This window comes from Streptomyces sp. NPDC005483, from assembly GCF_040606035.1.
Taxonomy (GTDB): domain Bacteria; phylum Actinomycetota; class Actinomycetes; order Streptomycetales; family Streptomycetaceae; genus Streptomyces.
The window spans coordinates 97,809-121,469 of the sequence record NZ_JBEXEA010000001.1 but is presented as its reverse complement, the minus strand read 5'-3'; the positions used below and the strand labels follow the sequence as shown (position 1 = coordinate 121,469).

The 23,661-nt window shown below is 72.1% G+C and carries 20 protein-coding genes; 8 read left to right on the top strand and 12 right to left on the bottom strand.

The features are described from left to right. Window positions 1–54: 54 nt before the first annotated feature. The 5 genes from pcaH to ABZT06_RS00515 are packed head-to-tail and all read left to right on the top strand — an operon-like array spanning window position 55 to window position 4,727. On the top strand, window positions 55–828 hold the full coding sequence (gene pcaH, locus ABZT06_RS00535; RefSeq protein WP_355732651.1) for a protocatechuate 3,4-dioxygenase subunit beta: 774 nt from the start codon (window positions 55–57) through the stop codon (window positions 826–828). A 6-nt stretch (window positions 829–834) separates the two neighbouring features. After that, on the top strand, window positions 835–1,440 hold the full coding sequence (pcaG, locus tag ABZT06_RS00530) for a protocatechuate 3,4-dioxygenase subunit alpha (RefSeq protein WP_355732648.1): 606 nt from the start codon (window positions 835–837) through the stop codon (window positions 1,438–1,440). Further along, window positions 1,437–2,768 (top strand): 3-carboxy-cis,cis-muconate cycloisomerase, encoded by a 1,332-nt coding sequence (gene pcaB / locus ABZT06_RS00525; protein WP_355732644.1) that lies wholly within the window; start codon window positions 1,437–1,439, stop codon window positions 2,766–2,768. Before pcaG ends, pcaB begins: the two co-directional genes overlap by 4 nt. Beyond that, complete coding sequence (gene pcaD / locus ABZT06_RS00520; protein WP_355732641.1) at window positions 2,765–3,886, top strand: 3-oxoadipate enol-lactonase; 1,122 nt, start codon at window positions 2,765–2,767, stop codon at window positions 3,884–3,886. The genes pcaB and pcaD overlap by 4 nt, the downstream gene beginning before the upstream one ends. 49 nt (window positions 3,887–3,935) lie before the next feature. Beyond that, entirely contained in the window at window positions 3,936–4,727 is a 792-nt protein-coding gene (locus tag ABZT06_RS00515) for an SDR family NAD(P)-dependent oxidoreductase (protein ID WP_355732638.1), read from the top strand. A 58-nt stretch (window positions 4,728–4,785) separates the two neighbouring features. Here ABZT06_RS00515 and ABZT06_RS00510 read toward each other — a convergent pair whose 3' ends face one another. Further along, window positions 4,786–7,455 carry an AAA family ATPase gene (locus ABZT06_RS00510; protein ID WP_355732635.1) on the bottom strand — a complete coding sequence of 890 codons (2,670 nt, stop codon included), beginning with the start codon at window positions 7,453–7,455 and terminating at the stop codon, window positions 4,786–4,788. A 570-nt stretch (window positions 7,456–8,025) separates the two neighbouring features. Here ABZT06_RS00510 and ABZT06_RS00505 point away from each other — a divergent pair. Continuing rightward, complete coding sequence (locus ABZT06_RS00505; protein ID WP_355732633.1) at window positions 8,026–9,027, top strand: DUF2510 domain-containing protein; 1,002 nt, start codon at window positions 8,026–8,028, stop codon at window positions 9,025–9,027. Window positions 9,028–9,177: 150 nt separating this feature from the next. Here the strand turns inward: ABZT06_RS00505 and ABZT06_RS00500 are convergent, their stop codons facing one another. Continuing rightward, window positions 9,178–9,792 carry a TetR/AcrR family transcriptional regulator C-terminal ligand-binding domain-containing protein gene (locus ABZT06_RS00500; RefSeq protein WP_355732630.1) on the bottom strand — a complete coding sequence of 205 codons (615 nt, stop codon included), beginning with the start codon at window positions 9,790–9,792 and terminating at the stop codon, window positions 9,178–9,180. A 231-nt stretch (window positions 9,793–10,023) separates the two neighbouring features. Between ABZT06_RS00500 and ABZT06_RS00495 the strand changes: the two genes are divergently transcribed. Then, on the top strand, window positions 10,024–10,866 hold the full coding sequence (locus ABZT06_RS00495; protein WP_355732627.1) for a phosphatase PAP2 family protein: 843 nt from the start codon (window positions 10,024–10,026) through the stop codon (window positions 10,864–10,866). Next, window positions 10,863–11,810, top strand: coding sequence for a hypothetical protein (locus ABZT06_RS00490; RefSeq protein ID WP_355732624.1), 948 nt, complete (start codon window positions 10,863–10,865; stop codon window positions 11,808–11,810). The genes ABZT06_RS00495 and ABZT06_RS00490 overlap by 4 nt, the downstream gene beginning before the upstream one ends. Before the next feature lie 21 nt (window positions 11,811–11,831). Here ABZT06_RS00490 and ABZT06_RS00485 read toward each other — a convergent pair whose 3' ends face one another. The 10 genes from ABZT06_RS00485 to ABZT06_RS00440 all read right to left on the bottom strand — a co-directional run bounded on the left by ABZT06_RS00485 (window position 11,832) and on the right by ABZT06_RS00440 (window position 23,637). Then, the gene (locus tag ABZT06_RS00485; RefSeq protein WP_355732621.1) at window positions 11,832–12,695 is read right to left on the bottom strand and encodes a phospholipid scramblase-related protein; all 864 of its coding nucleotides are present in this window, start codon (window positions 12,693–12,695) and stop codon (window positions 11,832–11,834) included. Window positions 12,696–12,758: 63 nt separating this feature from the next. Next, entirely contained in the window at window positions 12,759–14,813 is a 2,055-nt protein-coding gene (locus tag ABZT06_RS00480) for a phosphocholine-specific phospholipase C (protein WP_355732619.1), read from the bottom strand. A 167-nt stretch (window positions 14,814–14,980) separates the two neighbouring features. Beyond that, a complete protein-coding gene (locus ABZT06_RS00475; protein WP_355732617.1) occupies window positions 14,981–15,952 on the bottom strand; it encodes a sugar phosphate isomerase/epimerase in 972 nt (323 codons plus the stop codon). Continuing rightward, window positions 15,949–16,560, bottom strand: a complete 612-nt coding sequence (locus ABZT06_RS00470; protein WP_355732614.1) for a nucleoside deaminase — start codon at window positions 16,558–16,560, stop codon at window positions 15,949–15,951. Before ABZT06_RS00470 ends, ABZT06_RS00475 begins: the two co-directional genes overlap by 4 nt. A 22-nt stretch (window positions 16,561–16,582) precedes the next feature. Next, on the bottom strand, window positions 16,583–18,091 hold the full coding sequence (locus ABZT06_RS00465; protein ID WP_355732612.1) for a GMC oxidoreductase: 1,509 nt from the start codon (window positions 18,089–18,091) through the stop codon (window positions 16,583–16,585). Window positions 18,092–18,121: 30 nt separating this feature from the next. Continuing rightward, the gene (locus ABZT06_RS00460) at window positions 18,122–19,267 is read right to left on the bottom strand and encodes an ROK family transcriptional regulator (RefSeq protein ID WP_355732609.1); all 1,146 of its coding nucleotides are present in this window, start codon (window positions 19,265–19,267) and stop codon (window positions 18,122–18,124) included. After that, complete coding sequence (locus tag ABZT06_RS00455) at window positions 19,261–20,571, bottom strand: carboxylesterase family protein (protein WP_355732606.1); 1,311 nt, start codon at window positions 20,569–20,571, stop codon at window positions 19,261–19,263. Before ABZT06_RS00455 ends, ABZT06_RS00460 begins: the two co-directional genes overlap by 7 nt. Beyond that, complete coding sequence (locus tag ABZT06_RS00450) at window positions 20,568–21,389, bottom strand: carbohydrate ABC transporter permease (protein ID WP_355732603.1); 822 nt, start codon at window positions 21,387–21,389, stop codon at window positions 20,568–20,570. The genes ABZT06_RS00455 and ABZT06_RS00450 overlap by 4 nt, the downstream gene beginning before the upstream one ends. Further along, window positions 21,386–22,327, bottom strand: coding sequence for a sugar ABC transporter permease (locus tag ABZT06_RS00445; RefSeq protein WP_355732600.1), 942 nt, complete (start codon window positions 22,325–22,327; stop codon window positions 21,386–21,388). The genes ABZT06_RS00450 and ABZT06_RS00445 overlap by 4 nt, the downstream gene beginning before the upstream one ends. Beyond that, complete coding sequence (locus ABZT06_RS00440; RefSeq protein WP_355732598.1) at window positions 22,327–23,637, bottom strand: extracellular solute-binding protein; 1,311 nt, start codon at window positions 23,635–23,637, stop codon at window positions 22,327–22,329. The genes ABZT06_RS00445 and ABZT06_RS00440 overlap by 1 nt, the downstream gene beginning before the upstream one ends. Between the last annotated feature and the right edge of the window lie 24 nt (window positions 23,638–23,661).

Genomic DNA, 23,661 nt, shown 5'->3' with positions numbered 1-23,661 from the left:
CCTCTCCTCCCCTGCCCCTTTCGACGAGAACGTCAGGAACCCCGGGAAACACCCATGACTCTCACCCAGCACGACATCGACCAGGAAGTCGCCGCCGAGCGCGCCGCCTACGAGAAGCGGCTCGCCGAGGGCGCCCCCGTCGAGCACCAGCCGCGGCGCGACTACGCGCCCTACCGGTCCTCGGTGCTGCGGCACCCGAAACAACCGCCGATCGGCATCGACGTGGCCCAGGACCCCGAGCTGGTGGAACTGCACTCGCCCGCCTTCGGGGAACGGGACATCACCGAGATCGACAACGACCTCACCCGGCAGCACACCGGGGAGCCGATCGGTGAGCGGATCACCGTCGAGGGGCGGCTCCTGGACCGCAGCGGCCGTCCGCTGCGCGGGCAGCTGGTCGAGATCTGGCAGGCGAACTCGGCCGGGCGCTACGCCCACCAGCGCGAGCAGCACGACGCCCCGCTGGACCCGAACTTCACCGGCGTCGGCCGCACCCTGACCGACGACAACGGCTTCTACCGCTTCACCACCATCCAGCCGGGCCCGTACCCCTGGCGCCAGCACGTCAACGCCTGGCGGCCGGCCCACATCCACTTCTCGCTCTTCGGCACGGCGTTCACCCAGCGGCTCGTGACGCAGATGTACTTCCCGAGCGACCCGCTGTTCCCCTACGACCCGATCATCCAGTCGGTCACGGACGACTCGGCCCGACAGCGGCTCGTCGCCACCTACGACCACAGCCTGTCCGTCCCGGAGTTCTCGATGGGCTACCACTGGGACATCGTGCTCGACGGACCGCAGGCAACCTGGATCGAAGAAGGACGCTGACCAGCCATGACGAAGATCGACACCAGCCGTCCGGAGACCGTGCTGCCGACCCCGTCGCACACGGTCGGCCCCTTCTACGGCCACGCCCTGCCCTTCCCCGGCGGCGGCGACATCGCGCCCATCGGCCACCCGGACACGATCGTCCTCCAGGGCTACATCACCGACGGCGCGGGCGACCCGCTGCCCGACGCCTTCGTGGAGCTGTGGAGCGCCGACCCGGACGGCAACGTCCCGCAGGTCGACGGCTCGATCCGGCGCGACCCGGCGAGCGGCGGCTACCTGGGCCGCAACGGCGTGGAGTTCACCGGCTGGGGCCGGATCCAGACCGACGCCAACGGCCACTGGACCGCGCGGACACTGCGGCCGGGCGCGCGGGGGCAGAGCGCCCCGTACATCAGCGTGTGCGTCTTCGCGCGCGGGCTGCTGGTGCACCTGTACACCCGGATCTACCTGCCGGGCGACGAAGCGGCCCTGAGCGCCGACCCGCTGCTGGCCCGGGTGCCGGCGGAGCGGCGCGACACGCTGATCGCGCGCCGGCAGGGCGATGGCACCTACCGTTTCGACATCCGCCTTCAGGGCGAAGGCGAAACGGTCTTCCTGGAGTTCCAGTGACTTCTCCCGATCCGGACACCGGCCTGCTCGCCCCCGGGTGGGCAGGCTCCCCCGCCGCCGCGGCGACCTCCGACCGCGCCTACCTCCAGGCGCTGCTGGAGGCGGAGGCCGCCCTGACCCGGGCGCAGGCCGCGCTGGACGTGGCTCCGACGGCGGCGGCTGACGCGGTGACCGAGGCGGCCGACGCGGGCCGTTTCGACGTACGGTCCCTCGCCGAGCGGGCGCGCGGCGGCGGCAACCCCGTCATTCCCCTGGTCGCCGACCTCACCGAGGCGGTCGGCGAGGAGTACGGGCCGTACGTCCACCGGGGTGCCACCAGTCAGGACATCCTGGACACGGCGACGATGCTGGTGGCGGCCCGCACCCTCGATCTCGCGTCGGCGGACCTCGACCGCGTCCAGCGGGCCCTGGCCCGGCTCGCCGCCGACCACCGCGACACCGCGATGCCGGGGCGGACGCTCACCCAGCACGCGGTCCCGACGACGTTCGGCCTCAAGGCGGCCGGGTGGCGGTCACTGGTGCTGGACGCGCGGGACCGGGTCGCGATCGTACGAGGCTCCCTTCCCGTCCAACTCGGCGGCGCCGCCGGGACATCGGCGGCCTTCACGGCGTACGGCACCGAGGACACCCAGGCCCTCACGGCGGCCTTCGCCGCAGAGCTCGGACTCCGGGCACCGGTGCTGCCCTGGCACACCCTCCGCACCCCGATCGCCGACCTCGCCGGATGCCTGGCCTTCACCGCCGGTGCGCTGGGCAAGATCGCCGCTGATGTCCTGGTGCTCGGCCGTACCGAGATCGCCGAGCTCGCGGAGGGCAGCGGGGGCGGCTCCTCGGCCATGCCGCACAAGGCGAATCCCGTGCGGTCCACGTTGGTCGCCGCCGCCGCACGGCGCGCTCCGCAGCTCGCCGCCACCCTGTACGGCTCGCTCGCCGCCGAGGACGAGCGGCCGGCCGGGGCCTGGCACGCCGAGTGGGAGCCGCTCAGGGACCTGCTGCGGCTGGTCGGCGGAGCCGCGCGGGACACCGCCGAACTGACCGAGGGACTGCGGGTCCGTCCGGAGACCATGCGCGAACACCTCGGTCTCACCCACGGGTTGATCGTCTCCGAGCGGCTGTCCGCCGAGCTGGCGTCCGTGCTGGGCCGGGCCCGCGCCAAGGCCCTGCTCACGGAACTCGCCAAAAGGACGTACACCGAAGGACTGCCGCTCGGTGAACTCCTCGCCCGCGAGCCCGAGTTGAAGGGCGTCGACGTCGACGATCTCACCGATCCCGCCCGTTACACCGGTTCCGCCGGTGCTCTCACCGACCGTGCTCTGGAGCGACGTTGACCGAGAAACTTCTCAACCACCGCGCCGAGGGCCCTGCTTCCGCTCCCCCACTGCTGCTCGGGCCGTCGCTCGGGACGTCGTACGCCCTGTGGGACAAGGTGGCGCCCGAGCTGTCCCTCACCCACCGGGCGATCCGCTGGGACCTGCCAGGACACGGCGGTTCGGCGGCCGGCCTGATCGGTCCCGGCGCCACCGTGGGTGACCTCGCCGACCTGGTGCTGGCGCTCGCCGACTCGCTCGGCGTCGAACGGTTCGCCTACGCGGGGGTCTCGCTCGGCGGTGCGGTCGGTCTCCATCTGGCCGTGCATCACCCGGAGCGCGTCGAGTCGCTCGCGGTGATCTGCTCCTCGGCCCACTTCAACGGCAGCAAGCCGTGGCAGGAGCGGGCCGAGCGGGTCCGCCGGGAGGGCATGGAGTGGCTGCTGGAGAGCGCCGACTCCCGTTGGTTCGCGGGTGACTTCAGCGAGCCGGAACTGCTCCGTGACCACGCCGAGGCCGATCCGTCGGCGTACGCCGCCTGCTGTGACGCCCTGGCCTCCTTCGACCTGCGCGACCAGCTGACCGGGATCTCGGCGCCGACCCTGCTGATCGCCGGCCGCCAGGATCCCGCGACCCCGCCGCCCCACCTGCGGGAGATCGCCGACGCGGTGCCGCGCGCCACGCTCGTCGAACTCCCCGGGGCCTCGCACCTGGCACCGGCGCAGTGCCCGGAAGGGGTACTCACCGCCCTGCGGGCGCATCTCGACGGGGGTGCCAAGCGGGGCATGGAGGTGCGGCGCGAGGTTCTCGGGGATGCGCACGTGGACCGGGCGCAGGCCCGGCAGACACCGTTCACCGCCCGCTTCCAGGACTTCATCTCGCGCTACGCGTGGGGCGAGATCTGGACCGACCCGACGCTCAGCCGCCGCGAGCGCAGCATGATCACGCTGACGGCGCTGGTCGCCCACGGCCACTACGAGGAACTGGCCATGCACGTCCGCGCGGCGCGGCGCAACGGTCTCACGCCGGAGGAGATCGGGGCCGTACTGCTCCAGACGGCCGTGTACTGCGGGGTACCGGCGGCGAACTCGGCCTTCGCGACGGCTCAGCGGGTGCTGGCGGAGGAAGCGGAAGGGTGACCCCGGCAGGGACAGGCGCGGGGTGTGGCGATGTGCCTACGGTAGGGGCATGTCGACCATCCTGATCACGGGTGCCACCTCCGGTCTCGGCCGTCACGTCGCCTTCGAGCTGGTCCGCTCCGGCCACACCGTCCTCGCCCACGGCCGTGACCCGGGCCGTACCGGGAGTCTGGTGGAGGAGCTGCGGTCCGAGGGCGAGGCCGAGGGCTTCGTCGCCGACCTGGCCTCACTGGCACAGGTGCGCGCGCTGGGAGCGGAGGTGGCCAAGGCCCACCCCGGACTCGACGTGCTGATCAACAACGCGGGTGTGGGCGCCGGTTCACCGGGATCCGGGCGAGAGCTGAGCGCCGACGGGCATGAACTCCGTTTCGCGGTCGACTACTTGGCGCCGGTGACGCTGACGCGGGCCCTGCTGCCGACCCTCAGGGCGAACGCCCCGGCCCGGATCGTCAACGTGGGGTCGGTCGGCCAGGAGCCGCTCGACTTCGACGACCCGGAGTTCACGCGCGGCTATGCGGGCTTCGCCGCGTACTGCCGTGCCAAGTTCGCCCTGGCGGCCCACACCTTCGGCCTGGCCGAGGAGTTGGCGGGCACGGGTGTCGCCGTGAACGTCCTCCACCCGGCGACCTTCATGGACACGGCGATGGTCAGGGAGGGCGGAGTGGCCCCCTGGTCGACGGTGGCGGACGGAGCTCCGGGGGTGCTCGCACTGGCTACGCGGGACTTGGGATCGGGCGGCTACTTCGACGGGACGAGTCCGGCGCGGGCGCACCAGGAGACGTATGACAAAGAGGTGCGAAAGCGGCTGGCGACGCTGACGGACCGACTCCTCGCGCTGTAGCTCCCCAGGGGCGCGGGGAACCGCGCGACCAGCCCGCACGGTGCGGCAGCCGCACGACTCACCGCAGCCCCCGCCCCGTCTCCAGCACCTCCCTGGCCTGCGCCGCCAACCCGTCCGCCCCACACGAACGCGCCAGTGCCAGACCACGGTTGAGCTCAGCCACGGACCGCGCCGCGATCCCGTACTCGACCCGCGCCGCCGCATGCTCGTACTGGCAGGGCGACGCCTCCAGGTACCCCACCGCCTGGGCGGCGAGCCGCACCGCCCGCTGCCCCGTCTCCAGCGCGGCGGCACACCGCAGCGCCTCGCCGATCGCCGTGTCCGTACCGAGCCGCTCGGCACGGCGACGCACGTCCTTGGCCAACTGGGCGGCCCGCACCGGGTCTTCGCCGGCGAGTGCCCGGGCGAGATCGACGGCCCACGGCACCAGCACCGGATTGTGGTGCCCCCGGACCGCCGCCGCCTTCTCCGCGGCGTCCAGTTCGTTGATCCCTTCCTTCGTCCTGCCGACGGCCAGCAGCAGCCGCCCCCGCACGGACCGCGGATCGGGCAGCACGATCGTGGACGGATACGGCGGCGCGAAGCCGTACTGCTCGGCGATCGCCCATGCCTCCTCGACATGCCCGCGCGCGAGCAGCGTGTCCACGAGGTTGCAGGTCGCCGACCAGTACAGCGGCAGTCCTCGTCCCACCCGCTCGGCGAGTCGCAGGGACTCGCGCAGGGAGGTCTCCGCCTCCCTGAGCCGCCCGCGCCGGCGGTGGGCGAGGCCGACGTAGGCGTGGGCGAGCGCGAGGTGGCCGCCGCTCCAGCCGGCCGACTCGTAGGTGCGCAGGGCGTCGGTGTACAGGGTCTCGGCGCGGTCGAGCCGGTCCGTGAAGGCGTACGCGCTGGCCAGCATCAGCGGCAGTTCGAGACCCCACTCGGTGTCGGTCCAGCCCAGTCCGGGCGCGAGGAGGCCGTTGACGAGGGCGCGGTCGCACACCTCGGCGATCTCCTCGGCGCTCTCGCCGCGGGCCATCGCGTCGAAGCCGCGCAGGATGAGCAGCGCCCGCTCGGAGTTGTCCCGGCCGGTGCAGGTGGCGGCCAGCGCGGCGAGGCGCTCGGAGCGCGCCGGGGAGGTGGCCTCGCCCGGGTAGAGCCCCTCCCAGGTGTACTGCACGGCCTGGAGGCGGAGCCGGGCCGGGCCCTCCTCGTGCCGGGCGGCCTCCGCCTCGACCGTGCGGACCGCCTCCTCCAGCTGGTTGTTGTGCATGAGCGCCTGGGACAGGCGGATGACGGCGTCCACCCGGGCGGAGCCCTCCAGGCCGGGCATGGCGAGCGCGGTCTGGAGGTGGCCGATGGTCTTGGCGGGGGCGGTCAGCAGGGTGGCGCAGCCGAGTTCAAAGAGCACGCGCGCGTGGATCTCGGGTGCCGGGGGCTCCACCAGGGCGCGCTCCAGGCAGCGCCGAGCGGCGTCGGGGGCGCCGACGAGGAGGTGTTCGCGGGCGGCCTCACGCAGCTGCTCGACGAGTTCCTCGTCGTCGTCCGGGTGGACCTTGAGCAGGTGCCGGGAGGCGGCCGCGGCACCGAGCCCGGAGTCGGTGACGAGTTGGGCGGCGATGCCGTGCATGGCGGTGCGCAGGGCGTCGGGGATGGAGTCGTAGACGGCGGTGGCGATCAGCGGGTGCACGAACTCCAGCTCGCCGCCCTCCGCCCCGGAATCGGTCAGGATGCGGGCGTTGCGCAGCAGTTCGGCGCAGAGCGTCGCCTTGTCCGGCTTCAGGGTGGCGAGCCTGGCCACCAGGTCGACGGAGATGTCGGCGCCGAGGATCGCGGCCGCCCAGGCGAACCGGGTGGCGTCGATGCCGAGTTCCTCCAGGCGGGCGACGAGTCCGCCGCCGCGGGCCGAGCGGTTCAGCTCGCGCAGTTCGTTCGCCGAGGCCTCGCTGGGCTCCATCTCGCTGTCCCGGACCTTGGCGAGGAGCTCGACGGTCTCGTACGGGTTGCCGCCGGTGACGGCCCACACCTCGCGACAGAAGGGGGCGTCGGCGTGCTCGCCCAGGGTGGCGCGGGTGAGCCCCGCGGCGGCGTCCGGGGTGAGGGCGCTGAGGTGGGTGACGGGGCGGCCCGCGGCGGAGGCGACCGTTTCCAGGAGGCGGGCACTCTCGGTGGTGGCCTCGCCGGGGCGCCGGGCCACCACGACCAGGACGGACAGGTCGTCCAGGCGCTCGGCGAAAGCGGCGAGCCAGCGCAGGGTCTCCTGGTCGGCCCATTGGGCATCGTCGACCATCAGCACGAGCGGCCAGTCCCGGCGGGCCAGTCGGCGCATCGCGGCGACCAGCCCGTCGCACACACCCTGCGGGTCGGCCTGCCGCTCGCCCGGGTCCGCGATGCCGAGCGCGGGGCCGGCGATGTCGTACCAGTCGCCGAGGTACTCGCGGGCCTCCTGGGGCATCAGCGACAGGAGGGCGGGCTGGAGCAGTTGCCGTACGACGTTGAAGGGGACGGACCTGAGGGTCTCGCCGCCGCGGGCCGACCAGACCGTGCAGCCGCGCGCCTCGGCAATGCGGCGGGTCTCGGCCAGCAGAGCGGTCTTGCCGAAGCCCGCCTCGCCGCGGATCACCAGCACACTGCCCGAGGACGCGCGGCCCGCGCACAGGGACTCGATCGCCCGCTCCACGGCGGCGAGTTCCTCGTCACGCTCCCACAGCGAGGCCGGGGCGGCCGCAATGGGCCGTACCTCCGTCATCCCGCTACCTCCCCAAGTCGCCCGAATGACGTACGGATCTCGAGCGTAGCCGTCCGGGTGCGGAAGCGGAGTGTGGTCGGGGTACCTGTTGCCTTGGCGGGTGACCTGCGGTACGGGCAGGCGACGCGCCCCGCCCGTGACCCCCGCGGACCGGTCTGACCATCAGTCAGGTCATGCACCGGGGGCGCGCTTCAGGGGTTTGTCTGCGGGCGGGGAGTTCAGGTGGGCGGTGCGGTGATGGCGGATTCCGCTGCGCCGGGGTGACGGTGAGGCAGCCGGCCGGGCACGGCCCACGACGCCGCTGACGACAAGTCGAGAGAAACCGCGGCGCGGACCAGGTCGCCGCGGCGATCGCGCTCGGCGCCGTGTGACCGGCGGCCGCCCAGCCCATGATCCACCCCGTGCCGAGCGCGACGCCGCGGGCCGAATGGTCTCCGGCTGCGGCGGCTCGCGAGGGAACGAGCGGTGCGCCTCGTGCCGGAGTGACCGTCGGCGCCGTGCAGGGGCTCGACCGGATCCGGCCGACGCCCCTCTCATCCCTCTTTCACCGAGGGCTCATACGGTGGGGGCATGACGCAGGAGACTCCCCCCGGGTGGTACCCCGATCCCGGGCAGACAAGTGACGGTCCCGCCGCCGAGCGCTGGTGGGACGGCAAGGCGTGGACGGAGCGGACCCGGCCCGCCGGATCGGCCGCCGCATGGGGTCCCCCGGAACAGGTCGCGAGCCCCGGGGACGCCGGGCAGTACCCGGCCTATCCGCCGTATCCCGCCCAGCCACCCACCGGATCGCGGCGCGGCCGTACGGGCATAGCCGTGGCGGTGGCGGTCGTGGTCCTGGCGAGCATCGGCGTGGGCGTGTACGCGCTGGCCGACAACGGCAGCGGCAACGACGACACCGCCACCTCGCAGGGGCCGGGCGGCCAGGGCGGCCCCGGCGGCACGGGGGGCCAGGGCGGGCCCTTCGGCGGCAACGGCGGCTCCGGGGGCAGCGGGGGCTCCGGGGGCGCGTCGCCCTCCCCGCAGGGATCGGAGGCGCCGAAGATCGAGAGCGGTTCGGTGACCGACTCGATCGACGGGATCAGCCTTCCCATCCCGGACGGCTGGTACGGCCAGGAGATCTCGGCCGGCGCGTCCGTGACCTCGAACGACTCCTACGCCTGCCCGGGCGACACCTCCCATAAGTGCACGAAGGGCGGTGCCTACTCGGCGCCCGCCCTGGCGCTCGGCACCAAGGGCAGCACGGCCGAGCAGATCGCCAAGGCCGACATCGAGGCGAACGCCGAGCAGTCCTACGGCGGCAAGACCTACGGCTCGATCACCTCGCACGACGTGCTCGGCTCCCAGGCGGTGACCGTGGCGGGGCAGAAGGGCTACCGGGTCCGCTGGAAGGCGGTCACCAGCAAGGGCTCCGACGGCTATGTCGAGTCCCTGGCCTTCCCGTCCCCGGCCAACCCGCAGCAGATCGTCGTGGTCCGCTTCGGTGTCGACGTCGAAGAGGGCCAGACCGTGATCGACGACATCACCAAGGGGATCAAGGTGTCGACGGGCGGCGGCAGCGGCCAGGGCGTCTGACAGCCGGTCCCCGGACACCAATCGGCCGGGTGGGGCGCCTCTCCGCTCGAGAGGAACCCCACCCGGCCGGGGGGTGCGCGCCGCCCCCGTCCCCACGGTGCGGCGCGAGCAGGTCACCGTCCAGTCATCCCGTGGACGGCGGCCTGGGTCTCAGGTCAGACCGAGCGTCGGTAGTACGGCGGCCTCCACGAAGCGGACCAGGTAGTCCGGATCGGCGTACTCCCCCTCGATGACGGGGCGGGCGCGGATGACGCCGAACATCTGGGCAGGCACGTACTCCAGCGCCGGGTGCCCGGTGGCGATCTCACCCCGGTCGACCCCGCGCTGGAGAATGTGCCTGAGCGCGGCGATCTCCGGCTCGACCAGCGCCTCACGCAGGGCCTGCGCGAGCTCCGCGTCCTGCGTGACGGCATGACCGAGCGCCTGGAGGAGCTTGGTGTCCTGCATCGACCACCGGCCCGCGGCCCGGGCGGCCTCGCGCAGGTCGTCGGCGAGCGATCCGGTGTCGATCCCGTCGAACTTCGACCTGCGGCGGGAGCGCAGAGCGGCCACCACGAACTGGGGTTTGGTCTTCCACTGCCGGTAGAGGGTGGACTTGCTGCAGCGGGTGCTGGCGGCGACGCCCTCCATGGTCACGGCTTCATATCCGCACTCGCGGACCTGTTCGAGCACGGCGTCGAAGAACTCCTGCTCACGCTCGGGCGTGATCTTGGAGCGGCGCGAGGCGGCGACCGTCTCCGGTCCGTCCGCGGCCTGCGACGTCATCAGCTCTTCCCTTCACTCGCTCCGACGGCGGGCCTGCTGCGCGGCCGCCGCGTTTCATTCCCGGATTCCAGTGTGTCGTATGTCTATCGATACGCCAGTGTACCGGTACCCGGTCGTATCGGTACACTGACGTATCGGTACGATGTCGTATCGATGAGTTTCGGAATCAGGACGAGTCATCACCTTGTTCGGATTCAGTACCGCACCACCGCCAGCGAAAGGGCCGGGGGAATGAATGCCCGCACCGAGCCTTCAGAAGCGGAGCAGAGCGCGACAGCGCGGCCGCCGCTCGTCCGTGAGCTCCTGCTCGTCGTAGGACTCTTCCTCGTCTACAAGTTCGGCCGGCAACTGGTCACGGGCCACACCACCGAGGCCTACCGCAACGCCGACCGCGTCTGGGACTGGGAGCGTGCCCTGCACCTGCCGGGAGAGGGCTCGGTGCAGTCGCTGCTGCTGCACGGCGACACCCTCGCGCACCTCGCGAACACCTACTACGCGACCGTCCACTTCCCGGCCACGGTCGCCTTCCTGGTCTGGCTGTACCTGAAGCGCCCGGCCCACTACGTCTGGGCCCGCCGCGTCCTCGCCGGCCTCACCGGCGCCGCTCTGGTGCTGCACCTCGTCTTCCCGCTGGCCCCGCCGCGGATGCTGGCCGCGGCCGGCCTGGTCGACACCGCGAAGCTCTACGGCCCTTCCGTGTACGGCCCGCCGCAGACCGACACCCTCTCCAACCAGTTCGCCGCGATGCCCTCGCTGCACTTCGGCTGGGCCCTGATGGTGGCGATCGGCCTGATCGTGGCCACCCGCTCCCGTTGGCGCTGGCTGTGGCTGCTGCACCCGCTGGTCACCCTGGCCGTCATCGTCGGCACGGCGAACCACTACTGGATGGACGCGATCGTGGCGACCGCCCTGCTCGGCGTCGCCCTGGCGGTCATTCGCCCCCAGACTTCGTCCGGGGGGACCCCCATCTCGCTTCGCTCCCCGCACCGGACGGCCACGACCGCCGGCCGGGCGCAGGAGAAGCTCGCCCCGGCCGAACCCAAGAAGAACGTCCTGGCCGGAGCGGGCCGATGAATGCCACCCTGCTCGCTCTCGCGCTCTCCCTGCTCTCCTCCGTCGCCTACGCGGCCGCCGCCGTCGCCCAGGAACGCCTCGCCTCCCGCAACCCCGGTTCCGGTGTGCTGCGGATGCTGGGCTCGGGCGCCTGGTGGGGGTCGGTCGGGCTCAACGCGGCGGCCGCGCTGCTGCATGTCGTCGCCCTCAAGTACGGGCCCCTGACCGTGGTCCAGCCGCTCGGCGCCCTCACCCTGGTCGCCGCGGTGCCGCTGGGCGCGCGGATCGCCGGGCGCCGGGTCGGCGCGACGGAGTGGCGGGGCACCGCCTACACGCTGGCCGGCCTCGCCGCGATCCTGGTGGTGGCGTCGGGGTCCGCACCCGGCAAGGTGCTGAGCACGACCGAGGCGGTCGCGGTGGCGGCGGCGACGGCGGCCCTGATCGGCCTGCTGGCCCGTCCGGGCGCCCGGCCCGGGATACGGCACGCGTCGGCGTCCGGGGTCGCCTCGGGGGTGGCCTCCGCGCTCACCCAGACGGTGACGGTGGCCGCGACGGACCGCTCCCAGTCGCTGCTCAGCGTCCAGGTGATCGGCGTGGCCCTGCTCGTCGCCGCCTTCGCGGCGGGCGGACTCCTGCTCTCCCAGACCGCCTACCGTGACGGCCTGGGCGCCCCGCTCGCGGTGGTGACCCTGTCCAACCCGCTGGCCGCGGCGGTCATCGGCCTCTCCCTGCTGGGCGAGGGCCTGCGGGGCGGCGCGGCGGGTGTGCTGCTCGCCCTGGCGGGAGCGGGCCTGGCGGCCTGGGGTGTGGTGCTGCTGACCCGGACGCCCCCGGTCCCGGCGGACGAGGAGCACCCGGTGGCGGCGGTGCTGGCGCTGGAGCCTTCGACGGCCTCCGTGGAACCGGCCCTGCGGGACATCGGTGTGCCCCGGCAGTCGGAGCCGGGGCACCTCACACCGCTGTAGGGCGGTCGGCGGCGGGATCGCTCAGCCGAACCCGCGGGCGTCCTGCTTCAGCGCCGTGTCGACCGTCAGCGCGGTGGCGACGACCAGACTCAGCAGCGGTTCGGGCAGCTGGTAGTGGATCTGCAGCACGTAGTTGTCCGCGGTCGTGAACATCGTCTTGGCGAGTCCCTCCCACGTCTTCGTGATCCGGGCGACCTCGTTCTCCGTGTGGTCGACGATCGCGAAGTTCCAGGCGCGCCAGTTCTCCGCCTTGATCGCCCCGACCTGCTGGCCGTTCACCATCAGCGCGAAGTTGATCTTTCCGATCATGTTCTGCTGGACGATCTCACCGACCGGCGAACCGTCCGGACGCTCCACGATCACGCGCGACTTGAAGATCTTCCCCGGCCGGGTCAGCAGCATGACCGGCTGCCCGTGGGCGTCGCGGATCTCCAGCTTGATCTTCATGAACTGATCGATGCTGTAGAAGAACCGCACGATCTTCCGGAAGGCACTCTGCCCGACCTGGCTGACGGAGCCGAGCTGGTTGCCGTTCTGGTCCATGACCTTGTACTCGTTGGTCAGCTCGATCAGCTTGGCCTTCTGGTTGACCACGAGCACCGGCTCGGTGAACAGCGTGCCGCCGCCCGCACCGCCCCCGGTGACCCCGGCCTGCTGCTGCACCTGACGCTGCACGCGCTGGTCGGGACCGGCCGACTGCTGGGGCATCTGCGGCGCCTGCTGGACCGGTGGGGCCAGCACGGCCTGAGCCTGGGCCTGCCCCGCCCCCTGCTGGTCCGGGTGGGTGTGCTGCGTCCACTGCGCCCCGTCCCAGTACCGGAGCGTCTGTGCCGCTCCGTGCGGGTCGGGGTACCAGCCTGCAGGTGTGTTCGAATGCGTGGTCACCGGGGCACACTACCCCGGGACCACTGCGATCCGGCCGGGTGGACGACGACTCCTCGTACGCCTTTACCTGGTGATGACGGCGGGGTCGCTCACCCCGGGACGCCCGTTCTCGACATGTCCGGCGAATCGCCTCAGGAACGCCGGGTCGGCGTCGGAGGTGACCGTGAGGTCGTACCAGCGACGGCTCTTGGCGAGGCCGAAGGTGTGCCGGACGGTGGCACCGGCCCGCACGGTGAAGGTCCTCGCGGGGTCGCCGTAGCCGCTCACGACCTTCAGACGGACCGTGCCGGAGCCCTTGTTGGTGAAGGTCAGCTCGACGTCGTCGCCGGTGTGGCCGGCGGTGACCTCGGGTCCGGCGGTCTTGTTCGGCCCCTTGAATACGCGCAGGAAGCCGGCCGGTCCGTGCACGGTCAGGTCGTACGACCCCTTGGAGTACGCCGAGTTCCAGGTGTCCGAGACGGTCCGGCCGGCCTCGGTGGTGTAACTCCAGGGCCCGTCGGTGCGGTTGCCGGAGGTCACCAGGAAGGCGGCACCGGCCTTGGCGCCCGAGGCGAAGGTGAGCGTGAACCTGCCGTTCTTCGCGTCCACCGAACCGTCCACGCGCGGGGCGTACTTGAGCGGGCGGGCGGGGCGCAGGCCGCGCTCCTGCTTCGGCAGGGCGCCGACGGCCGGCGGGACGGGGACGTAGTCGGGGTGGCGATCGCGGTCCGGCGGCTCGTAGCCGTCGGTGTCCGGGAGGGCGACCGGCTTGGTGTCCCGGTGGGAGAAGTCGAAGGCCGAGGTCAGGTCCCCGCAGACCGCGCGCCGCCAGGGCGAGATGTTGGGCTCGTGGACGCCGAAGCGCCTCTCCAGGAAGCGGATGATGGAGGTGTGGTCGAGCGTCTCGGAGCAGACGTAACCACCCCTGCTCCAGGGCGAGACGACGAGCATGGGCACGCGCTGGCCGAGCCCGTAGGGGCCGGCCGGGTGGCTGCTGTCGCCCTTGTACACGTCGAGGGCGGGGTCGGCCGTGGACTTGCCCTGGGCCGCCGAGCCGGGCGGGAACGCGGGGACCACGTGGTCGAAGAAGCCGTCGTTCTCGTCGTAGGTGATGAACAGGGCCGTCTTCGCCCACACCTTCGGGTCGGAGGTGAGCGCGTCCAGGACCTGGGCGATGTACCAGGCACCGTAGTTGGCGGGCCAGTTGGGGTGCTCGGTGAAGGCCTCGGGGGCGACGATCCAGGAGACCTGGGGCAGCTTCCCGGCCTTCACGTCGGCCTTGAGCTGGTCGAAGTAGCCCTCGCCCTTGGTGTAGTCGGTGCCGGTGCGGGCCTTGTCGTACAGCGGGTCGCCGGGCTTGGCGTTGCGGTACTGGTTGAAGTAGAGCAGGGAGTTGTCGCCGTAGTTGCCGCGGTAGGCGTCCTGGATCCAGCCCCAGGAGCCGTTCGCGTCGAGGCCGTCGCCGACGTCCTGGTAGATCTTCCAGGAGACTCCGGCCTTCTCCAGGCGCTCGGGGTAGGTCGTCCAGCCGTAGCCGACCTCGTCGTTGCCGAGGACCGGGCCGCCGCCCTGGCCGTCGTTGCCCGTGTAGCCCGTCCACATGTAGTAGCGGTTCGGGTCGGTCGAGCCGATGAACGAGCAGTGGTAGGCGTCGCAGACGGTGAAGGAGTCGGCGAGGGCGTAGTGGAAGGGGATGTCCTCGCGGGTCAGGTACGCCATGGTCGTGGACCCCTTGTTCGGGACCCATTTGTCGTACTTGCCCCCGTTGAAGGCGGCATGTCCGTCGTTCCAGCCGTGCGGGAGGTCCTGGATGAACTGCATGCCCAGGTCGTTCGCCTCGGGGCGGAAGGGCAGGATCTCCTTGCCGCTCTTGTCCGTCTGATGCCAGACGGACTTGCCGTTCTCCAGGGCGACCGGCCGCGGGTCGCCGAAGCCGCGCACACCCCTGAGCGAGCCGAAGTAGTGGTCGAAGGACCGGTTCTCCTGCATCAGGACGACGACGTGCTCGACGTCCTCGATCGTCCCCGTGCGGTGGTGGGCCGGCAGGGCGGCGGCGCGCTGGATGCTGTTCGACAGGGCGGTGAAGGCGGTGGTGGCGCCCGCCAGTTGGAGGAATCTGCGCCGGTTGACGTCGGACATGAGTGAGGGAACCTCTCAATCCTGCGCATCGATGGCCCGAAGGTGACGGAAGGTGCGCGCAGCGAGTGTTCCAAGAGCAACAAACGTCAGGGAAGGGCCCGGTGGCGCTGATGTGAAAGTCGCGGGTACGTGAGGGGTGGCCGGACCTCGACCGGAGAATCGGTTCGTCACTGATCCGTCCGCAGCTCCCGGAGACCGCCCACGCGGGGCTGCCCCGCCAGCGCCCGCTTCGCCACCGCCGTCCCCGATCTCAGCGCGGCCACCGGATCGGCGGCCTCGTCCAGTTCGATCAGCACCGTGTCCGCGCCCGGCGTACGGGACATCGCGTCCGCCCAGCCCCGCCAGTCGACGATCCCCGCGCCCAACTCCGCCATGTACGGCTGCTGTCGCGCGTACACCGTGTCGTCGATCGTGAGGTGGACGTCGATCGGGGCGACCGCGTCCTTCCAGTGGGCCAGGGCGATGCGCGGGGCGTGGCGGCGGGCGACGGCGACCGGGTCGCCGCCGCCCAGGGCGATGTGGCAGGAGTCGGGGCACAGCGACACATGGCGCGGGTCGGTCAGGGCCATGAACAGGTCGATGTCCCGCTCGTACCAGAGGGTGCTGTGGGACTCGGTGTGAAAGGCCAGCCGCACCCCGTACCGGGACACCGCCTCGCCGACCACGTGCGCGATGTCGGCCATGCGCGTCATGTAGGCGGCGTCGACGAAGAAGGGCGGCCGGGTGCCGTACGTCGTCCTCATCGGCAGCCCGGTGACGAGGACTTCGGCGCCCATCCCGGCGAGGAAGGCGGCACGGCGCTCGGCGTCGGCGACGATCGCGGGAAGATGGTCGCCGTGCCGCCAGTCGGGGGCGTCGCTGTCGGCGACGAAGGCGCTGACCACGGCCAGGCCCCGCGCGGACAGTTCGCGGCGGAAGACCTCCGCGCTGCCGAAGGCGCGCAGGGCCGAATTCATGTCCCCGGGCGCGAACGTCAGCTCGATGCCGGTGACCTCGGTCTCGGCGAGGGTGTCCATCACCCGCTGCCAGAAGCGGTCCGGATGCTCCGCGGCCCAGGCGCGGACCGCGTCGGCGGAGTCCAGGTCCCAGAACCCGGGGTGGTAGAAGGTGATGACGTCCGTCGCGAACCGCGGGCTCACTCCGCTCCCCCGCGCGCGTTGTAGACGACGACCTCGTCGGACTCGTCCACCGCCTTGCGGTAGCCCCGGAACACCGCGAGCGCCTCGTCCCTCAGGACATCGCCCACGACCTCGATGCCACGGGCCTCGAACTGCCCGGCCCAGTCCGCTCCGAGCGGTCCCTCGTCGAACGTGGTGATCTCCTCCAGTTCCGGGCCCTCCCCCGCGACCACCAGGCCGCGCACCCCGGACCACATCGTGGCGCCGTAACACTGCACGCAGGGGCGCCAGTTGACGACCAGTTCGTGAGCGGGCAGGCCCTCGCCGCCGAGGTCCCAGCTGCCGGTCGCGGTCTGGGCGAGGCCGAGGGCGACGACCTCGGCGTGCGCGCTGGAGACTCCGGTGGACAGGACGACGTTGACGCCGACGGAGACGATCCGGCCGGACTCGCGCTCGGCGACGAGAGCCGCGAACGGACCGCCGTTGCCCTCACGCCAGTTGCGGTCGGCGAGGCGGTGCACGAGCCGCATCCGGTCCTCGCGGGACGGGACGACGGCGGGCACGTCCGCGAGTTCGTCGTCGATCCAGGCGGGCAGGGCCACGCGGTATTCCTTGGCGATGTCGATCACTGTGCTGTTCCTCTCGGATGGTTCAGGTACGTGCGGTGACGGCACGGGCGGCCCGTACCGCGGTGACGGCGCCGGTCAGGGTGACGTTGGCGGCCATCGCCGTGGGGACGACTCCGTTGCCCGCCAGATACAGGTTGTCGAACCCCCACACCCTGCCGTCCGGGTCGACGACGCTGGTGCCGTCGTCGGTGACGCCTGCCCGGACCGTGCCGGTGAGATGCAGGGACGAGCCCGGCGGAAGAACCGTGGCCTCGGTCGCGGGGTCGAAGGGCCCGAACTCCTCGGCGACGCGGCGGACTTCGTCCAGCGCCCGCCGGATCAGGGTGCGGTCGGCGTCGGAGTAGCCGAACTCGACCCGGATACGGGGCATGCCGGCCAGGTCGGTCTCGCGCGCCGAGAACACCAGCCGGTTCTCGGGGCGCGACTCGACGGGGACGTACAGCGACAGGCCGACGGAGTGCGCGAGGGGCCGTCCGGCCTCGTCGACGTAGGTGCGGTTCATGATCTGGCCGTGGAAGGGCTGGGCGGGTCCGTTGCACGGCAGCCACAGCGAGTCCGTGCTGAACTCGCCGGGGCGCGGCAGAGGCAGGGCGTCGAGGTCGAGGCCGAACCGGTCGAGGTCGAGCAGGACGCGGGCGGTGACGAAGGCGTGCTCGTTGAGGTGACGGCCCAGGGACCTGGGCCGGATGCCGGAGGCGAACAGGAGTTGCGGGGTGCGCAGGGCGTCCGCGCACACCACCACGGCGTCGGCCCGGAGTTCGGACTCGGTGCCGTCGGTGACGCGGCGCAGGCGGGCTCCGGTGACCCGGCCGGCGTCCTGGACGAGGGCGGTCACGAGCGTGCCCGTGAGCAGGGTGAAAGCCGGGTCGCCGCCCGCCGCGAGCGCGGGGAAGATCGTCCCGGGTGCCGTGCGGGGCATGGGGCCCGAGGGGGTGGGGGTGACGGCCATGGGCATGGGCTGCGGGGCCCGGTCGGCGGGGCCGATGCCGCCGTAGCGTCGGCGCAGCACGTCGAGGACGAGTTCGCCGACCTTGGTCGGGCCGATCGCGGCGGGGGTGACGGCTAGGAGTCCGCGTGCGGTGTCGAGGTCGGCCGCCCAGGCGTCGGGATCACCGAAGTCGAAGACCTCCTCCGCTGCGGGCCACGGGGTCGCGGCGGTCCAGTGGACGCCCATGCCGCCCGTGTTCCAGGCGAGCGCTGCCTGCGGCATCGCCTCGGCGTCCTGGCCGAAGGCGAGCGCGTGGAACATGCCGGGGGTGAGGTCGGTGAGTTCGGCCGCGACCTCGCGGACCACCTCCGCTCCCGTGTACATGCCCTGGATGCCGGTGGCGACCTTCTCGTTGTAGCGGGACCACAGGTCGGGGTCGTCGAGGTCGTGCAGGTGCCGTCCTGGGGTGCCGCCGATCGGGGTGCCGCCGTCGGCCATGGTGATGTGCAGCGCCGGATCGCTCTCGCGCAGCAGGCGGGCCACGAGGGCTCCCATGATGCCGCTGCCCACGATGAGGACGCGGGTGCGGGGGGTGTGGGTCAACTGGGGCTCCGAGTACGAGTGTTGTGGGGGTCAGTCGACCGGGACGAGCGGGCCGAACAGTTCGGTGTCCATGCGGTCCAGGGCGAGTTTCACCGCGCCGACGAGCGGGGCGTCCTGGCCGAGGGCGGTGGCGCGCAGTTCGACCGCGGGGGTGCGGGCGGCCCGCAGCGCGGCCCGCACGCGGGGCAGCAGGACGTCGGCCGCGTCCTCCAGGCCGCCGCCGAGGACGATCAGCGAGGGGGCGACCGTCCAGGACAGGGTGGTGAGGATCGACGCGATGTTCTCCACGAACTCGTCGACCTCGGCGAGCGCGGCGGTGTCACCGGCCCGGGCCGCTTCGAACCGGGCGAGGGCGAAGGCGCGTTGGCCCGGAAGCGGTGAGGTGAGTGCGGCGACGGGCCGGTCCTCGACCGACCCGGCCGGCATCGAGGGTGCCTCGACGATCTCGCCCGCGGCACCGTCGAGGCCGCGGTGCACGGCCCCCCGGATGAGGATGCCGAGGCCGGTCCGGTTCCCGAGCATCGCCCAGACGACGTTGTCGTGATCGGCGGCCACTCCCCGCCAACGCTCCGCCAGCGCACCGAGGTTGGTGTCGTTGTCGGCGAACCAGGGCACGGGGAGGCGGCGGCCGAGCTCCTCGGGCAGGTGCACGCCCTCCCAGCGAGTGGTGTGCACCAGGCGCCGTACCACTCCTTCGTCGTCGATGGCACCGCCGCCCGCGACGGCCCCGGCGCGCAGCCGCTCCAGCGAGCCACCGGCGTCGTCGAGGGCCTGAAGGACCAGTTCGGCGGCGTCGTCGAGGGTGGTGCCCGGGTCCTTGTAGGCGCGCAGCGGCCGGTGTGCCCGGCCGAGGATCTGGCCGCGCACGTCGGCGACGACGGCGGAGACATCCACGGTGGTGATGCGTACCGCCGCCAGCAGGGCGTGTTCGGCGCGCAGTGCGTAGCGGCGGGCCGGGCGTCCGGCGCAGCCGCTGTTGGGCAACCGGTCGAGTTCGGCGACCCAGCCCGCCTCGACGAGCGAGTCCAGGATCAGCTCGATCGTACGACGGGACAGGCCGGTCTGCCCGGCGAGTTCGGTGAGTTTGCGCGGCCCGGCCGACACCGCCAGCGCTCGCAGGATCACTGAGGTGTTGACCCGCCGTACGGCGCTCTGGTTCATGCCGGCCGTCAGCACGCGTCCCCTCCCGTCACCGGGTCGTACGCGCCCCGGGTGTCGGCTGCGAGCGGTCGGCCGTAGGTACGGGCCGGGTCGCCGGGCCGGCCGACCGCTCTCCCCCAGGCCGGTGTCTCGCCGCGGACGAAGGCGACGAGGTCGGCGTGCATGCGGGTGGCCAGCTCCGCGGGCGGGTTCGGGCCGAGCGCCTCGGGGACGCCCGGTGCGTCGAGGACGTCGAAGAAGAAGGGGAGGTCGACGCAGTGGACGGCGCCGCCGAGGATCGGGGAGGGCCATTCGAAGGAGTACAGCCAGGTACCGGCGGGTGTCTCGCGGCGGGCGGCCGCGGTACGGGGGCAGGCGGAGCGGAACAGGGTGTCCGTGATGCGGGTGCCGGCCGCGCGCGCCTCCTGATCGCTGTCGCCGTCGAACTCGTCTCCCGTGGCGCCGAGCAGCAGCGGCACGTCCTGTCCGTGTACGGCCAGCCCCTCGGCGAGCGGCACCGGCAGGATGTCGTCGCCGACGACCGGGCCGAGCACGAGTACGCCGTCGTCGCCACGCAGGTCGAGGACGCCACGCTGGAGCAACTCCGATGCGCAGGTGGCGAATCCGGCCCGCGTGGGCGGCACGCCCAGTCGCTCCCCGAGCCGGGTCAGGAACTCGCGTGCCCGGGCCGCGTCCACCTCGAACAGGCCGCCGGACAGACTGACCGCCCGCTGGAACAGCCCCCGCCCGGCGGGTGACGACAGCAGCGCGAGCACCGCCGCTCCCCCGGCCGACTGTCCCGCGACGGTGACCCGGTCGGGGTCCCCGCCGAACGCGGCGATGTTCCGCCGCACCCAGTCCAGCGCGAGCAGCAGGTCCCGCACTCCCAGATTGGTGGAAACGTCGTTCAGTACGGCGAACCCGTCGACGCCGAGCCGGTGGCCGACGACGACGGTGACGACACCGTCGCGGGCGAAGGCCCGGCCGTCGTACCAGGGGCTGGCGGGGCTCCCGGCGAGGAACCCGCCGCCGTGGATCCACACGAACACCGGGCAGCCGTCCGCCTCGGGGGCGGTGAGGGAGACGTTCAGCACGTCGTCGCCCGCGACCGACGGTTCCGGGATCGTGGTCACGGCGGACAGCGGCACGCGTTGCGCGGTGGCGCCGGGGCGGGTGGCGTCGTACGGCGTCGTGAAGCGCCCGCACGGGACCGGCACGGCGAATCTCCGTGGTCCGGTGGGCGCTTCGGCGTACGGAACGCCCAAGAAGCGCCGTACGCCCTCGTGTTGCCGCCCGACGACCGTGCCGGCCGGGGCCTGGACCGTGACCGTCGTGCTCATCGCAGCCCCGTCCCCGCGATGCCCTGCACGAAGTACCGCTGCAGGAAGAGGAAGAGCACCAGCACCGGCAGCATCACGACGATCGCTCCGGCGAGCAGCAGGCCGTAGTCGGTGACGTGGGCGGCGGCCTGGCTGGTGGCGGCGAGGCCGACCGGGAGGGTGTAGGTGGACATGCTCTGGGCGACGACCAGCGGCCAGATGAAGTTGTTCCAGGAGTTGAGGAACGACATGATCGTGATCGTGGCGACGGCGGGTCCGGCGAGCGGCAGGAAGACCCTGAAGAAGATCCGGAACTCGCCCGCGCCGTCGATGCGGGCCGCTTCGAGGAGTTCGTCGGGGACCGACAGGGCGTACTGGCGCATGATGAACACAGACAGCGGAAGTGCCGCACCGGGCAAGGCGATTCCGGCGAGGGTGTCCGCGAGGCCCAGGTCCACGGTGATCACGAACTGGGTGACGAACACCGCGGTGAACGGCACCATCATCGCCGCCATGACCGCGCCGAACGCGAGCCGACGGCCGGCGAAGTCGAGCTTGGCGAGCGCGTAGCCGGCGGCCGACGCCGCGACGATGTTCCCGGCCACCACGATCAGCGCGACGACCACGCTGTTGACCAGGAACCGGCCGAAGCCCTGGGTCTCGAACAGCCGCGTGAAGTTGCCGAAGGTCAGGTGGTGCGGGAGCAGGGCGCCGGGGTCGGAGCGGATCTCGTCGAGGCTGCGCAGGGAGCCGCTCACACCCCACACGAAGGGCAGGGTCGTGAGCAGGGCGCACAGCACGAGGACCGCGTACAGCGCGGGGCGGGAGACACGGGTCATGTGCGCGACCTCAGCAGCCGGAACTGGACGACGCTCACCAGGGTCACCAGCGCGAGCGTCACGAAGGACGCCGCCGAGGACATCCCGAACTCGCCCGCACCGAACTGCCGGTAGGTGTACAGCGCGACGGACTCGGTGGAGCCGAGCGGGCCGCCGCCGGTGAGGAGGTAGGGCTCGTCGAAGACCTGGAGGTAGAAGACGGTCAGCAGGACGGAGACCATGAGCGTGGTGGGCAGCAGCAACGGCAGGGTGATGTGCCGCAGTTGGCGCCACCGGCCCGCCCCGTCGAGGGCGGCGGCCTCGTAGACGTCCCGGGGTACGGCCTGGAGGCCGGCGAGGAACAGCACCATCGCGATACCGAAGTTGCGCCAGACGCCGAGCAGGATGACGACCGGCATGGCCAGGTTCGGGTCGTCCAGCCAGTTCGGTCCGGCGAAACCGACCGTGCCGAGCAGTTTGTTGACGGTGCCGTCGATGTGGAAGGCGTACTGCCAGATCAGCGCGACGGCCACGACGTTGGTGACCACGGGCGCGAAGAAGACGGTACGCAGGACACCGCGCAGCCGACGGATGCCGGAGTTCAGCGCGAGGGCGAGCGTGAAGCCGATGCCCATGGTCAGCGGTACGCCGACCGCGACGAAGAGGGCGGTGTTGAGGATGTCCCGTACGAAGGTGTCGTCCTGGAACAGCCGGAGGTAGTTGTCGACGCCGGTGAAGTCGACGGCGAACGGGGTGCGCAGGTCGGCGCCGCGGATGTCGGTGAGGCTGAGGGCGAGCGCGGAGACGGTGGGGATCGCCGTGTAGACCAGGAAGACGAGGGCGAAGGGGGTGAGGAAGAGCCAGGCGACGACCGTACGCCGGGCCCGGGATCTCCTGGGCGAGGCTGCCTTCGGGGCCGCCGCGGTCTCCCGCGGCGCCCTGACGAGAGTCGTCGCCATCACTTCGTACCGGTGCCGACGCTCTCGGCGTACGCCTGGATGTTCGCGGCCGCCTTCGCCGCGGTCTCCGTGCCCTTGGCGACGGCCTCCATCTCCTTGCCCAGCCGGGTCGCCACCTGCTGCCAAGTGCTGACCTGCGGGAACGCCCGGGTGTTCTTCAGTTGGGTGAAGAAGGCGTCCAGGAGTGGCTGGCCCTTGATGGCCGGGTCGTCCCAGGCGGAGATGACGGCGGGCAGTGAGCTGTACGCCTTGTACTGGGCGACCTGGGTGCTCGGCTTCGCCAGATACCGGACGAGCTTCCAGGCGGCGTCCGTGTTGCCGCTGCCTGCCAGGACGCCCCAGGTACCGCCCGCGGAGAAGGAGACGCTGCTCGACGCTCCGGCGGGCAGCGGGGCGGTGGCCACGTGGGAGGCCGTCCAGCCGGTCTTCTTCGCGGCGGTGTCGAGCTGGCCGATCACCCAGGGGCCGGTGATCATGCTCGCCGTCTTGCCCGAGACGAAGTACGGCTGCGCGTCGAGGAAGGTCGGCCCGCTGGTGTCGGCGGTCCCGGCGGTGAAGAAGGACGCGTTGTACTTGAGGGCGTCGACCATCTGGGGCGTGTTCAGGTTCCACTTGCCGTCGGAGCCGACGAGGGAGCCCCCGGCCTGCCAGGCGTACATGGCGACGTCCTGGCCGTTGAAGATGTCCCAGCCGATGTCGGCCCCGAGCGCGTGGGCGGCGCCGGCGCCCTGGAGCGCCTTGAGAAAGGGCTCCATGCCGGTCCAGGTGGTCGGCGCCTCGACACCCGCCTTCTTGGCCAGATCCGATCGGTAGACGAGCGCGTAGGTGTACGCGTACCAGGGGACCGTGTAGGCCACGTCGTCCACGACCCCGGCGGCCCACAGGCTCTTGAAGAAGCCGTCCGGGTCGACCAGTCCGTCCGGCACCGGCTGCAAGGTCGACGGGTCGAGGAACTGCGCCTGCGACTCGGGGAAGAACTGGGCGACGTCCGGTCCCTTGCCCGCGGCGATCGCCGCCTGGAGCTTGGTGTAGTACTCGGCGTTCGGGATCAGCGTGGTCTTGACGACCAGGTCGGGATTGGCGGCCTTGAACGGCTTGACGACCGTGCCGAGCACGTCGGCGTCGCCCTGGGCGGCCCAGACGTTCACGGTGCCGGTGGCCGGGGACGTGCCGATCTTCGCGGCGCTCTTCTTGGCGCCCGAGGCGGCGGTCGCGTCGGTTTCGCGCCCGCAGCCGGCCAGGGGCAGCGTGGCGCCGAGCGCCATTCCGGCGGTCAGCCGCAGGGCGGTGCGGCGGGAGAGGTGGGGCACGGGGACTCCTGTGACACGGGATGC

Bases quoted from the DNA above. Each gene is read 5' to 3' on its own strand.
- pcaH (WP_355732651.1), top strand. From the start codon at position 55: ATGACTCTCACCCAGCACGACATCGACCAGGAAGTCGCCGCCGAGCGC.
- pcaG (WP_355732648.1), top strand. From the start codon at position 835: ATGACGAAGATCGACACCAGCCGTCCGGAGACCGTGCTGCCGACCCCG.
- ABZT06_RS00515 (WP_355732638.1), top strand. From the start codon at position 3,936: ATGTCGACCATCCTGATCACGGGTGCCACCTCCGGTCTCGGCCGTCAC.
- ABZT06_RS00510 (WP_355732635.1), bottom strand. From the start codon at position 7,455: ATGACGGAGGTACGGCCCATTGCGGCCGCCCCGGCCTCGCTGTGGGAG.
- ABZT06_RS00505 (WP_355732633.1), top strand. From the start codon at position 8,026: ATGACGCAGGAGACTCCCCCCGGGTGGTACCCCGATCCCGGGCAGACA.
- ABZT06_RS00500 (WP_355732630.1), bottom strand. From the start codon at position 9,792: ATGACGTCGCAGGCCGCGGACGGACCGGAGACGGTCGCCGCCTCGCGC.
- ABZT06_RS00495 (WP_355732627.1), top strand. From the start codon at position 10,024: ATGAATGCCCGCACCGAGCCTTCAGAAGCGGAGCAGAGCGCGACAGCG.
- ABZT06_RS00490 (WP_355732624.1), top strand. From the start codon at position 10,863: ATGAATGCCACCCTGCTCGCTCTCGCGCTCTCCCTGCTCTCCTCCGTC.
- ABZT06_RS00480 (WP_355732619.1), bottom strand. From the start codon at position 14,813: ATGTCCGACGTCAACCGGCGCAGATTCCTCCAACTGGCGGGCGCCACC.
- ABZT06_RS00455 (WP_355732606.1), bottom strand. From the start codon at position 20,571: ATGAGCACGACGGTCACGGTCCAGGCCCCGGCCGGCACGGTCGTCGGG.
- ABZT06_RS00450 (WP_355732603.1), bottom strand. From the start codon at position 21,389: ATGACCCGTGTCTCCCGCCCCGCGCTGTACGCGGTCCTCGTGCTGTGC.
- ABZT06_RS00445 (WP_355732600.1), bottom strand. From the start codon at position 22,327: ATGGCGACGACTCTCGTCAGGGCGCCGCGGGAGACCGCGGCGGCCCCG.